Below are 12,991 nucleotides of genomic sequence, written 5' to 3' on the forward strand. Positions count from 1 at the left end.
GTTCCTCGCTCCCGCACCCCCGTGCTACTTGAGCTCGTCCGACGCGCGTACGTCGCAGTCGGTGAACCGCGGTGGCCGTGTGCACAGCGCCGCCACCCGCTCCGCCATCCTGGTGGTCGCGGGGTCCTCGCTGTTGCGCACGGCGTCGTCGTGCGACGCGAACTCGATGACGACCAGGTAGCGGTCGGGCGTGTTCCGGTCCTGCAGGACCATGCGGTGCGTGGGACCTCCCCCGCGGCCGCCGGAGTGCTCCGCGGCCTCCTGGACCAGGTCCCGTATCTCGTCGATGTGCTGGGTCTCGAAGTCGATGATCTGCACGAACCTCATGGGTGCCTCCACCCGGCCGGGCGGCCCCGGGCGGGTGCCGCTCAGCAGACAAGCAAGCACCGGGAGCGGTGGCCGGCAATGCGCCGATCGTCGCTCCCGGTGCTGGTTGTTCCTACGTCCGGCGCGGTCAGACGTCGATGCTGTCCTTCTCGGAGCCCTCGCCCTTCCGGACGCCTTCGGCCTTCGCCGCCGCCTCGGCCTCCTGCTTCCTGGAGGCCATCAGGCTGGTGATCGTGGTGATCACCAGGACGCCGCAGATGACGCCGAGGGAGACCGGTATGGAGATCTCCGGTACGTGGACACCGGACTCGTGCAGCGCGTGCAGCACGAGCTTGACACCGATGAATCCGAGGATGACCGACAGGCCGTAGCTGAGGTGGACCAGCTTCCTGAGGAGCCCACCGATCAGGAAGTACAGCTGCCGCAGACCCATCAGCGCGAACGCGTTGGCCGTGAAGACGATGTACGGGTCCTGCGTCAGGCCGAAGATCGCGGGGATCGAGTCCAGCGCGAAGAGCACGTCGGTGGTGCCGATCGCCAGCATGACGACCAGCATCGGGGTCATGACCCGCTTGCCGTTCTGCTGGATCCACAGTTTGGTGCCGTGGTAGCGGTCGGCGACGCCGAAGCGGCGCTCGGCGGCCTTGAGCAGCCGGTTCTCCTCGAACTCCTCGTCCTCGTCGTCGGCGCGGGCCTCCTGGATCAGCTTCCACGCGGTGTAGATGAGGAACGCGCCGAAGATGTAGAAGACCCAGGCGAAGCTGGCGAGGATCGCGGCGCCGGCGGCGATGAAGACCGCGCGCAGGACCAGGGCTATCAGCACGCCGATGAGCAGCACGCGCTGCTGGTACTGCGTGGGCACCGAGAACTTCGCCATGATCAGGACGAAGACGAAGAGGTTGTCGACGCTCAGGGACTTCTCGGTGATGAAGCCGGCGAAGAACTCTCCGGCCGGCTGGCCGCCGGAGAAGAGGAGCAGTCCGAGCCCGAAGAGCGCGGCCAGGACGATCCAGACGACCGTCCAGATCCCGGCTTCCTTGATCGATACGTCGTGCGGTTTGCGGCCGATGAAGAAATCGACCGCGATGAGGGCCGCGAGGCCCACGATCGTGAGGACCCAAAGGGTCACGGAAACATCCACTGCGCCTCCGGCAGTACGTAACGGCATATGTCAGCGTCGTCGCTGCCGGAGGTCTCTTCCACCCGATGGGTTCGTCCGAGGCGCGTGATGCGCCCGGTGGACTCGGGCCGACGCCCCGGGAGCCGGTCGTTCGACCGGCTCCGTATTGACGGGTACGCCGCAGTAGGTAGGGAGTACTCCCCTCCGCACCAACTACAGTACCTGCATCACCAAGGAAAGGTAAAGAGATTGGTAAAAGAAAAGCCAAGTCCGCTGGTCAGCGGAGTTGACCATCTCTTGGTGAAGCGTGCGCGGAGGCGGTCTCCCGGTGCTCAGCGGTTCCAGGAACGAGTGCTCAGCGGTTCCAGGAGCGGCGGGCGGTCGCGACCTGGGTCAGGACGTGCTGGAGTATCTGGCTGCCCGGCGGGACACGGGAGGGGTCGTAGGTCCACGTGTGCCCGACCCACGGGTCGGCGAGGTGGTCGTCGGGCACCGGTGTGAGCCGCAGCAGCGACCGCCACAGCGGGTCGAGCAGCGGCCCGTAGGCGGCGGCGTCCTCCCGGTCGGCGACCAGCATGAGGTGCACCCCGACGGCCGGGCCCTCGTCCGCGAGGTAGCGCAGCCGGGTCACGGCACGGTCGTCGAAGCCGTGCGGGAAGTCGTTGACGACGAGCAGCTGCTCGGCCGGGTCGAGGTCGGGCGGCAGCGCGTCGGCCGCGCCGCCCCGAACGGCCATCTGCACCAGGTCGACGCGCTGGGTCAGCCGGGTCAGTACGTCATTCACCCCCGCGGGGCCCACGGCCGGCGGACCGGCGAGCACCCCGGTGTTCACGAGGGGCGCGAGGGACGAGGCCGCCGAGCCCGCCGCGTCGATGACGTGCACGCTGTACTCGCCGGGCGGGTAGACGGCGAGCAGCCGGGCCGCGTGGGCCACGGCCGTGTCCATGGCGAGGCGGCGCAGGTCGTCGGAGTCCGTGATCGAGCCCTCGAAGGACGCGGCGCGGCCGCTGTCGATCCACAGGCCGCGCTCCAGCGGCAGCCGCACCAGCATCGGGATGCTCAGGCCCGCGCTCTCGGGCAGGTGCAGGTCGCCCAGGCGCAGGGCCATGGGGATCTCCATCGGCACCCGGTAGGCGTGCCAGGCGGGGTTGTCCCAGCGTGCGAACGCGGGCGGCAGCGCGGGCTCGACGACCTCGCTCTCGGCGACGAGCTGGGCGAGGTCACGGTCCAGGACCTGCCGGGCCCGGTCGACCAGCTCGGCGTGCTTGGCGCGGGCCGTCTCGCGGGCGGCGTCGCCCTGTCCGCCGATCCTGCTGCGCGGGTCGGACAGGACCTTGTCGAGCTCCTGCTCCATCCGCGACTCGGCGAAGTCGACCGCGCTGCGGTACGCGGCGGTGGTGCGGGCCAGGTCCTCGAACATCCCCCACACCTGGTTGTACAGGCGCTCCTCCATGGACCAGCCGTTCGCGTCGCCCGCCACGGGCGCCCACGCCGCCGCCCACCGCGCCCCCGGCCCGGCCCGGATGGCTGTAGTTGACGGGGCCGCCGGTCCCGGGCCCGCCGGGCTGGGTGACGGCCGGCGGGTCCGCCGGTGCGGACGCCGCGGGGTAGCCGGACTGCGCTCCTCCGGCAGCGGAGCCGGCACCGGCGGCGGGCGCCGTGGCCCCCTGGCCGCCGGGGTGCCCGTGCGGCGGGACCTGTCCGGGCGCGCCCTGGGACGCCGACCCGCCCTGGTCCTGGCCGAGCGCGGGCGTCGCGGCATGCCGCGTACGGTCGCCGTCGGCCGTGCGCGGCGGCGGGGCCGCCACCGAGCGCGCCAGGCCCTGGGCGACCGCTTCGTTGATGCCGCCCGCGAGCTGGTGGGCCTGGGACAGGCCCTGGTCGGCGAAGAGCTCGGCGAGGCCGCCCGCGTATCCCTGGCCGACGGCCCGTACCTTCCAGGCGCCCTGCCTGCGGTAGAGCTCCAGTGCGACGACGGCCGACTCGGCGTCGAGGCCCGTGACCGTGTAGCTGGCGACCTCGGAGCCGTCCAGTCCGGTGACCGCGACGAAGGGGGCGGCGACGGCGCCGAACCGGACCGGGCCGCCCACGCCGGAGGGCAGCGCGAGCAGCACGCTGACCCGGTGCACGGTCTCCGGCAGGGCGTCCAGGTCGCACGCGAGCCGGTGATCGGCGGCCGCCTGCTTGGAGACCTCCACGCCGGGCAGGGTGGGCGAGCCCGGGTGGGCCACCCACTCGACGCCCCGCACCCTGCCCTGCTCGTCGCTGAGCGTGGCCCCGGCCACGACCGGCTTGCCGGCCGACACCCGGATCTCAAGTCGTGCCTGGGAGAGCGGGTGGTTCTGCCCCCGGACCAGCTCAGCCGTCATCGCTTCGTTCCCCCCATGTGTGCGTGCGCCGGGCGCCGTGCTGTCTACAGGTGCGGCAGGATCGCCGGCATCAGGTCCTGGAAGGTGCGGCCGTTGGCGGGCGTGCCGATGGCGGTCATCTGCCAGCCGGCGCCCGCACGGTGGACCTTGGCCATGATCTGCGCGGTGTACTGCCCGCCGCCGGCCAGGGTGTAGCGGGCCAGCTCCTGGCCGTTGGTCTCGTCGACCAGACGGCAGAACGCGTCCTGCACCTCCTGGAACGTCTGGCCCGTGAACGAGTTCACGGTGAAGACGATCTGGTCGATGTGGACCGGGATGCGCGCGAGGTCGACGAGGATCGCCTCGTCGTCGCCGCCCTGGCCCGCACCGCCGACGAGGTTGTCACCGGTGTGCCGCACGGAGCCGTCGTCGCTGACGAGGTGACGGAAGAACACCACGTCGACCGGCTGCTTGTCCGCGAACAGCACGGCGGACGCGTCGAGGTCGATCTCACGCGTACGCGATCCGAACAGGCCACGTCGCGGGGCCGCCTGCCAGCCGAGCCCCATGCGCACCGCGGTCAGCGTGCCCCCGTCGTTCTTCTGCAGACTGATGGCCTGACCCTTGGTCATGTTGACCGTCACGCGCTGTTCCCCTCTCGGACCGACTGTCCCCTGTTGCCGCAGAATCCTGCGGTTGACCAGCAACCCTACGCAGGACCACCGACAGCGCCGTAGCCCGGTGCACACTTTGTGTCGGTCTTGCAACACAGCGCGGCGGACCGGCGTCAGGCGATCCCGGCCTCCTTCATCTGGCGCAGCTCCTTCTTCATCTCGGAGACCTCGTCGCGCAGCCGCGCGGCGATCTCGAACTGCAGGTCCGCGGCGGCCGCGCGCATCCGGACCGTCATCTCCTCGATCTGCTCCGCGAGCTCCGCCGAGGGGCGGTCGGTCGGCACGGTCGCCTTGCCCTTGGATCCGGCCGGCCGGGTCCCCTTGTCCGCCTTCGACAGGGCGGGGACGGGCGCCTTGGCGTTCTTGCCGTCCTTCAGGTTGCGGTAGCCCGTGCCCAGCAGCTGTTCCGTGTCGACGTCCTCGCGGGCGATCTGCGCCACGATGTCGTTGATCTTCTTGCGCAGGGGCTGCGGGTCGATGCCCCGCTCCGTGTTGTACGCGACCTGCTTCTCCCGGCGGCGGTTGGTCTCCTCGATGGCCTTCTCCATCGCCGGGGTGATCTTGTCGGCGTACATGTGGACCTGGCCCGACACGTTGCGCGCCGCGCGGCCGATGGTCTGGATGAGGGAGGTGCCGGAGCGCAGGAAGCCCTCCTTGTCGGCGTCGAGGATCGACACCAGGGAGACCTCGGGCAGGTCGAGACCCTCCCTGAGGAGGTTGATGCCGACCAGGACGTCGTACTCACCGGCGCGCAGCTCGCGCAGCAGTTCGACCCGGCGCAGGGTGTCGACGTCGCTGTGCAGGTAGCGGACCTGGATGCCCATCTCCAGGAAGTAGTCGGTCAGGTCCTCGGCCATCTTCTTGGTGAGCGTGGTGACCAGGACGCGCTCGTCCTTCTCGGTGCGCAGCCGGATCTCGTGCACCAGGTCGTCGATCTGGCCCTCGGTGGGCTTGACCACGACCTCGGGGTCGACGAGGCCGGTGGGGCGGATGATCTGCTCCACGAAGCCGTCGCCGCGCGAGAGCTCGTACTTGCCCGGTGTCGCCGACAGGTAGACGGCCTGGCCGACGCGCTCCTGGAACTCCTCCCACTTCAGGGGACGGTTGTCCAGGGCCGAGGGCAGCCGGAAGCCGTGGTCGACGAGGGTGCGCTTGCGGGAGGCGTCGCCCTCGTACATGGCGCCGATCTGGGGCACCGTGACGTGCGACTCGTCGATGACGAGCAGGAAGTCGTCGGGGAAGTAGTCGAGCAGGGTGTTCGGCGGGGAGCCGGGCTCGCGGCCGTCGAAGTGCATCGAGTAGTTCTCGACGCCGGAGCAGGAACCGATCTGGCGCAGCATCTCCAGGTCGTACGTCGTGCGCATGCGCAGGCGCTGGGCCTCCAGGAGCTTGCCCTGCTTCTCCAGCTCCGTCAGGCGCTCGCCCAGCTCCTTCTCGATGTCGCGGGCGGCGCGCTCCAGGCGCTCGGGGCCCGCCACGTAGTGGGTGGCCGGGAAGACGTACAGCTGCCGGTCGTCGCTGATGATCTCGCCGGTGAGCGGGTGCAGCGTGGAGAGCGCCTCGATCTCGTCGCCGAACATCTCGATGCGGACGGCCAGCTCCTCGTAGACCGGGAAGATCTCGATGGTGTCGCCGCGCACGCGGAAGGTACCGCGGGTGAAGGCCAGGTCGTTGCGGGTGTACTGGATGTCGACGAAGCGGCGCAGCAGGTCGTCGCGGTCGATCTCGTCGCCGACCTTGAGGTTGACCATGCGGTCCACGTACTCCTGCGGCGTGCCCAGGCCGTAGATGCAGGAGACCGAGGCGACCACGACGACGTCGCGGCGGGTGAGCAGCGAGTTGGTCGCGGAGTGGCGCAGCCGCTCGACCTCCTCGTTGATCGAGGAGTCCTTCTCGATGTAGGTGTCCGACTGCGGGACGTAGGCCTCGGGCTGGTAGTAGTCGTAGTACGAGACGAAGTACTCGACCGCGTTGTTCGGCAGGAGCTCGCGGAACTCGTTCGCCAGCTGGGCGGCCAGCGTCTTGTTCGGCGCCATCACCAGGGTGGGGCGCTGCAGCTTCTCGATCATCCACGCGGTGGTGGCGGACTTGCCGGTGCCGGTCGCGCCGAGGAGGACGACGTCCTTCTCGCCCGCGCGGATGCGCCGTTCGAGGTCGGCGATGGCAGCGGGCTGGTCGCCGCTGGGCTGGTAGGGACTGACGACCTCGAAGGGCGCCACCGTGCGTTCGATCTTTGATACGGGCCGCATGGCATCAACCGTACGACCCCGCACTGACAACGGGCTCCCGTCAGCGGTTCTGCGGGGTGCGGAAGCGGTCGTGGTGCCGGGAGCGCGGGCCGGGCACGTACCCCCGGCCGGCGGGCCGGACCGGGTGGGCCGGATGGGCCGGGATGCCGGGCTTGTGTTCGACGTGGCTCCAGTCGGGCTTGCCCATGACCATCAGCGGGTCGAACATCACGACGACGCCGGCCAGCAGCAGGAAGGCCAGCGGGCCGATCATCAGCGGGGCGAGGAGGGTCGCGGGCGAGTCCCCGGCAGGGGCGGGGCCGGCGCCGTGCAGGTGGACGCTGAGGGCGGCCATCCCCGTGTAGTGCATGCCGCTGACCGCCAGGCCCATGACGAGGCTCGCGCCGACGCTCCACAGGAACCCGCGGACCTGTCCCGCCGCCCACAGAGCCGCGGTCGCGGCGGCGACGGCGATGACGACCGAGGCCGCGACGGTGAGGGTGTTGTATTCGAGCTTCCCGTTGAGACGCATTCCGGCCATGCCGAGGTAGTGCATCGAGGCGACCCCGAGTCCGGTGATGGTGCCCCCGGTGAACAGGGCCGTTCCGGAGGCTCCCCGGTATCCGACGATGAAGATCCCGATGCCGACCATGACGATCGCGACACCGAGGCTCGCGAAGGTCAGCGGCCGGTCGTAGCGGATCGGGGTCTCCTGGACGCTGAACCCCATCATCGCGATGAAGTGCATGGTCCAGATGCCGGAGCCGATCGCCGCCGAGCCGAGGGCGAGCCAGCCGGGGCGCCAGGAACGGGTGACGAGCATCGACCTCGTGGTGCAGCGCAGGCCCAGTGCTCCGCCGAGGCAGGCCATCAGATACGCCACGAGCGGCGTGACGAGTCCGTAGCTGAATCCGTCGACCGTGCCCTGCATGCGCGGTTGCCCTTCCGCCCTGTTACGTCCCGGAAATCCTGAGAAATCGCCCCGTCCCAACAGCACCGCGGTGACCAGGGTTGTCGCAGAGAGTATGACCCGCTCCGGAACGCTCGAACGATTTTCCGGCAAAGAATCACGAGCCTGCCCCAGTTGTGCGGCACGCGTGAGCGGACTTGGGCAACTCCATTCAATTTATGGCCATCCTGTACCCCCCTGAAGTTGACCCCCTGCTGTCACTCTGGGACTGTCCGTGATCGCAGACGCAAGGAGTACGCATGCACGCACGCGCTGCCGCCGCCGCCACGACCACCGCGCTCCTGGGAGCCGTCGTCGTCATCACCGCCCCCACCGCCCACGCGGACCCGGGCACCGACCGGACTCGGATCGTGGCCCACCGCGGGGCCTCGGCCCAGGCTCCCGAGAACACGCTCGCCGCCGTCGACAGGGCGGCCCGCCTCGGGTTCAGCTGGGTGGAGAACGACGTCCAGCGCACCAAGGACGGCAAGCTCGTCGTGATCCACGACGACAGCCTGGCCCGTACGACCGACGTGGAGCAGGTCTTCCCCGGGCGGTCCCCCTGGAAGGTGAAGGACTTCACCGCCGCGGAGATCGCGCGCCTGGACGCGGGCAGCTGGTTCGACGCGCGCTACAAGGGCGCGCGCGTACCGACTCTCAAGCAGTACATGAACCGGGTGTCGCGCAACCACCAGAAGCTCGTCCTCGAAATCAAGAACCCCGCGCTCTACCCGGGCATCGAACGGGAGACCCTCAAGCTGCTCGGCAACGAGGGCTGGCTGGGCCCGGCGCACGTGCGCGGCAGGCTGGTGGTCCAGAGCTTCGACGCGAACAGCATCCGTACCGTGCACCGGCTGCGGCCCGACGTGAAGACGGGCTTCCTCGGCACCCCGTCGGTCGCGCAGCTGCCCGCCTACGCGCGCTTCGCCGACCAGATCAACTCCTCGCACACCACGATCTCCCGCGGGTACGTCGCGACGATCCACGCGCTCGAAGGGCCGCACGGCAAGCCCCTGGAGATCCTCACCTGGACCGTCGACACCGCGGCGGACACGCGGCGCGTCGCACGCTTCGGTGTGGACGGCGTCATCACGAACAAGCCGGACGTGGTGCGCAAGGCCCTGCGCACCGGCTGACGCGGTCCGGGGCTCCGGGGCGGCGCCCCGGCCGCCGGTGCCGCGGGCGTCCACGGCACCGGCGCTGTCAGTGGTGCGCCGTACCGTGGAGCGCATGGACAGCCACGGGCAGAACGAGCAGCGGGTGGAGTGGGCCGTCGTCGACAGCGGCATCGGACCGCTGCTGCTGGCGACGACCGGCCAGGGCCTGGTCAGCGTCGTCTTCCACGCCACGGACGAGGTGCGCGACAGGGCCCTGGAGCGGCTCGGGTCCCGGTTCGGCACCGAGCCCGTCGAGGCCCCGCGGTCCCCGCTGCTGGCCGAGGCGATACGCCAGGTCACGGCGTACTTCGCGGGCGAGCGCCACGACTTCGAACTGCCGCTGGACTGGTCCCTGATCTCCGGTTTCCACCGCGAGGTGCTGCGCGAGCTGGCCTCCGGCGTTCCGTACGGGGCGGTGGTGGGGTACGGCGACCTGGCGCGGCGCGTCGGGCAGCCGGGAGCGGCCCAGGCGGTGGGCATGGCCATGGGCGCCAATCCGCTGCCGGTCGTCGTGCCCTGCCACCGGGTCGTGGAGCGCGACGGCGGCATCGGCGGGTTCGGGGGCGGTGTGGAGACCAAGCGGAAGCTGCTGGCGCTGGAGGGCGTGCTGCCGGAACCGCTGTTCTGACGGCCGCTCCCGTCCCGTACGGAGGGTGTCGCGGTCCCGGGGCCAGGGGGGAGACTGCGCCGATGACCATGCCCGACTTCACTCGTGTGCACGCGTCCGACCCGGTGCAGTTCGCGGGCCCGGACGCGCTCTTCCGTACCGGTCCTCCTCTCCGGGTGGCCGGTCCTCTTCTCCGGGTGTGTGCGCGATGACCGCCGTCGAGCGGCCGGCCGGCGGGACCCTCGACGCGGCCGGGCTGTCCGCGCTGCGACGCCGTACGTCCGCCGTGCTCGTGGCCGGTCAGATCCTCGGTGGGCTCGGGGTGGCCACGGGCATCGCGCTCGCCGTGGTCCTGGCCCGGGAGGTCGCCGGCACCGAGTCGCTCGCCGGGCTCGCCCCCACCGCGACCGTCACGGGCACGGCGGTGCTCTCGGTGCCGCTGGCCGCGCTGATGACCGCACGCGGCCGCCGGCCGGGGCTCGTCCTGGCCTATCTGATCGGTGCGGCGGGCGCGGGCACCGTCGTGGCCGCGGCGGTCGTGGGCAATTTCCCACTGCTGCTGGTCGGCATGGCGGGCTTCGGCGCGGCCTCGTCGGCGAAGGTCCCCCGCGGCGCGCTCCATCAGGGCGGGGGCGGCCGCCGTCCGGGCGTCCCCCCGCGCGCGGCTGGCCCTGGTGACGGTGACCGTGTCGCACACGGCGATGGTGTCGGTCATGTCGATGACACCGCTGGACCTCGGCCACCACGGGGCGGGCATCGATCTGATCGGGCTGGTGATCAGCATCCACATCGCCGGGATGTACGCGTTCTCACCCGTCATGGGGCGGCTGTCCGACCGGTTCGGGCGGCTCCCGGTCATCGGCCTGGCCATGGCGCTGCTGGCCTGCGCCGCGCTCCTCGCGGGCACCGCCGGAGCCACTCACGCCCAAACCGCCGTCGGGCTCTTCCTGCTGGGCCTCGGCTGGTCGGCGGGGCTCGTCGCCGGCTCCGCGCTGCTGACCGACTCCGTTCCCCAGCCGGCGCGTGCCGCGGCGCAGGGGCTGTCCGACCTGACCATGAACACCGCGGCGGGGCTCGGCGGGGCCGCCGCGGGCCTCGTCATGGCGCAGGCGGGCTACGGCCGGCTGAACCTCGTCGCGGCCTGTCTGCTGCTGCCGCTGGGTGCGCTGGTCCTGTTCACCCGGCGCGGGGACTCCCGCTCCTGAAGTGTCCGCGGGGACGCGCGCGAAGGCTGGCCGGACCGGTACGGCGGTAGCAGACTCCGCCCTGCGCACAGCCATGGGCATCCGAAGGCACGGGGGCCGAAGGGACGGCGATCACGTATGAGCGGGAACAGGGCAGTCGCGTATCTCAAGCCGGGCGCGGTGGAGGTCAGGACCATCGACCCTCCCACGCTCGAACTGCAGGACGGGCCGGGGGTGGCCCCGGAGAACGTCGGCCGCACCTGCCGGCACGGCGTCATCCTGAAAGTGCTCGCCACCAACATCTGCGGCAGCGACCAGCACATGGTGCGCGGCCGCACCACCGCCCCCGAAGGGCTCGTCCTCGGGCACGAGATCACCGGAGAGGTCGTCGAGCGGGGCCCGGACGTCGAGTTCGTCGAGGTCGGGGACATCGTCTCGGTGCCCTTCAACATCGCCTGCGGGCGGTGCCGCAACTGCAAGGAGCGCAAGACCGGCATCTGCCTGAACGTCAACCCGGCCCGTCCCGGGGCGGCGTACGGCTACGTCGACATGGGCGGCTGGGTCGGCGGCCAGGCGGAGTACGCCATGGTCCCGTACGCGGACTTCAACCTGCTGCGGTTCCCGGACCGGGACCAGGCCCGCGAGAAGCTGCTCGACCTGACCATGCTGTCCGACATCTTCCCTACCGGCTTCCACGGTGCGGTGACCGCCGGCGCCGGGGTCGGCTCGACGGTGTACGTGGCCGGTGCGGGCCCGGTGGGCCTGGCCGCCGCGGCGTCGGCGCAGCTGCTCGGCGCGGCCGTCGTCATCGTCGGCGACCTCAACGCCGAACGGCTGGCGCAGGCCCGCAGCTTCGGCTGCGAGACGGTCGACGTCAGCCAGGGCGACGTGGGCGAGCAGATCGACCAGATCCTGGGCGAGCCGGAGGTGGACGTGGCGGTCGACGCGGTCGGCTTCGAGGCGCGGGCCCACGGCGCCGACGCCCCGGAGGCGCCCGCCACGGTCCTCAACTCGCTGATGGGCCTCACGCGCGCGGGCGGCTCGCTGGGCATCCCGGGCCTGTACGTCACGGACGACCCCGGCGGGGTGGACCAGGACGCGCGGACCGGGACGCTCAAGGTGCGGCTCGGCCTGGGGTGGGCGAAGAGCCACCGCTTCACGACGGGCCAGTGTCCGGTGATGCGGTACCACCGCGGACTGATGAAGGCGATCCTGCACGAGCGGGTGCACATCGCCAAGGCCGTCAACGCGACGGTGATCGGCCTGGAGGACGCGCCGCGCGGCTACGCCGAGTTCGACCAGGGGGCCAGTCGCAAGTACGTCCTCGACCCGCACGGGTCGCTCACCGGGGTACGGCCCGTCTGAGGGACGCCGACGCGGCGCGCCCGCGGGGGTTTGGCCGGGCGCGCCGCCCGCCAGGGATGAGAGGAGGACCGACAGACAGGAGGCACGCGCGTGCTGGTGGTGTCCGAAGAGGTTCGCGAGGCGCTCGCTACGGGAGGACCCGTGGTGGCACTGGAGTCCACGATCATCGCGCACGGGCTGCCGCGTCCGCGCAACCTCCGGGTGGCGCTGGAGCTGGAGGCCGCCGTACGCGAGGAGGGCGCCGTCCCCGCGACGATCGCCGTGCTCGACGGGCGGCCGCACGTGGGGCTCGACAAGGAGCAGATCGAGCGGGTCGCCAACGAGGACGGCATCCGCAAGCTGGGACACCGCGATCTGCCCCTGGCGGTCGCCACCGGCGCCAGCGGGGCGACCACGGTGTCGGCGACGGCACTGCTGGCCGCGCAGGCCGGTGTGCGGGTGTTCGCGACGGGCGGCCTAGGGGGCGTGCACCGCCAGTGGACCGTGACCCAGGACGAGTCCGCCGACCTGGGGCTCCTCGCGCGCACCCGCATCACGGTGGTGTGCGCCGGGGTGAAGTCGATCCTGGACGTGCCGGCGACCCTGCAGCGCCTGGAGACGCTGGGCGTGGCGGTGGCCGGATACGGCACGACGCGCTTCCCCGGTTTCTACCTGTCGGACTCCGGCCACCCGGTCGACTGGACGCTGGAGTCGCCGGAGCAGGTCGCGGCGGTCATGCGCGCCCAGGACGCCCTGGACGGGCCCGATACGGCACTGGTCGTCGCCCATCCGGTGCCCGAGGAGCAGCAGCTGGATCCCGGGCTGCACGCGCGCGTGCTCGCCGACGCGCTGCACGCGTGCGAGGCGGAGGGCGTCAGCGGCCAGGCGGTCACCCCCTTCCTGCTGGACCACCTGGTGCGCCACACCGACGGGGCGTCGCTGGAGGCGAACCTCGCGGCGGTGCGCGGCAACGTACGGCTGGCGGGGCGGATCGCGGCGGCCTGGGCCCGGGCGTGACGGAAGCGGGCGCGGCGGGGGTGGACGCCTCGGGGG

9 protein-coding genes and 2 pseudogenes are annotated in these 12,991 nt (G+C 71.4%); 5 read left to right on the forward strand and 6 right to left on the reverse strand.

The features are described 5' to 3' along the window. Window positions 1-24 precede the first annotated feature (24 nt). From FGF04_RS22335 to FGF04_RS22360, 6 genes and pseudogenes are all read right to left on the reverse strand, one after another. The gene (locus tag FGF04_RS22335; protein ID WP_149513074.1) at window positions 25-327 is read right to left on the reverse strand and encodes a DUF1330 domain-containing protein; all 303 of its coding nucleotides are present in this window, start codon (window positions 325-327) and stop codon (window positions 25-27) included. A 127-nt stretch (window positions 328-454) separates the two neighbouring features. Then, window positions 455-1,468, reverse strand: coding sequence for a TerC family protein (locus FGF04_RS22340; protein WP_149513075.1), 1,014 nt, complete (start codon window positions 1,466-1,468; stop codon window positions 455-457). A gap of 334 nt (window positions 1,469-1,802) precedes the next feature. Continuing rightward, window positions 1,803-3,816: pseudogene (locus FGF04_RS22345) on the reverse strand (TerD family protein). Window positions 3,817-3,860: 44 nt separating this feature from the next. Next, the gene (locus FGF04_RS22350) at window positions 3,861-4,439 is read right to left on the reverse strand and encodes a TerD family protein (protein WP_149513076.1); all 579 of its coding nucleotides are present in this window, start codon (window positions 4,437-4,439) and stop codon (window positions 3,861-3,863) included. A gap of 143 nt (window positions 4,440-4,582) precedes the next feature. Next, a complete protein-coding gene (uvrB, locus tag FGF04_RS22355; RefSeq protein WP_149513077.1) occupies window positions 4,583-6,718 on the reverse strand; it encodes an excinuclease ABC subunit UvrB in 2,136 nt (711 codons plus the stop codon). A 40-nt stretch (window positions 6,719-6,758) separates the two neighbouring features. After that, window positions 6,759-7,628 (reverse strand): MHYT domain-containing protein, encoded by an 870-nt coding sequence (locus tag FGF04_RS22360; protein ID WP_149513078.1) that lies wholly within the window; start codon window positions 7,626-7,628, stop codon window positions 6,759-6,761. Window positions 7,629-7,906: 278 nt separating this feature from the next. On the opposite strand from FGF04_RS22360, the gene FGF04_RS22365 reads away from it, so the two are divergent. The 5 genes and pseudogenes from FGF04_RS22365 (at window position 7,907) to FGF04_RS22385 (ending at window position 12,955) form a co-directional block, all read left to right on the forward strand. Beyond that, window positions 7,907-8,782: a glycerophosphodiester phosphodiesterase gene (locus tag FGF04_RS22365; protein WP_149513079.1), complete on the forward strand. Its 876-nt coding sequence runs from the start codon at window positions 7,907-7,909 to the stop codon at window positions 8,780-8,782. 94 nt (window positions 8,783-8,876) lie between these two features. Continuing rightward, the gene (locus FGF04_RS22370; protein WP_149513080.1) at window positions 8,877-9,431 is read left to right on the forward strand and encodes a methylated-DNA--[protein]-cysteine S-methyltransferase; all 555 of its coding nucleotides are present in this window, start codon (window positions 8,877-8,879) and stop codon (window positions 9,429-9,431) included. A 187-nt stretch (window positions 9,432-9,618) separates the two neighbouring features. Next, a pseudogene (locus FGF04_RS22375) lies at window positions 9,619-10,615 on the forward strand (MFS transporter). A gap of 117 nt (window positions 10,616-10,732) precedes the next feature. Further along, entirely contained in the window at window positions 10,733-11,959 is a 1,227-nt protein-coding gene (gene fdhA / locus FGF04_RS22380; protein ID WP_149513081.1) for a formaldehyde dehydrogenase, glutathione-independent, read from the forward strand. 90 nt (window positions 11,960-12,049) lie between these two features. Then, the gene (locus tag FGF04_RS22385; RefSeq protein ID WP_149513082.1) at window positions 12,050-12,955 is read left to right on the forward strand and encodes a pseudouridine-5'-phosphate glycosidase; all 906 of its coding nucleotides are present in this window, start codon (window positions 12,050-12,052) and stop codon (window positions 12,953-12,955) included. Window positions 12,956-12,991 lie beyond the last annotated feature (36 nt).

The sequence above is a fragment of the Streptomyces apricus genome, assembly GCF_008369065.1.
Classification (GTDB): domain Bacteria; phylum Actinomycetota; class Actinomycetes; order Streptomycetales; family Streptomycetaceae; genus Streptomyces; species Streptomyces apricus.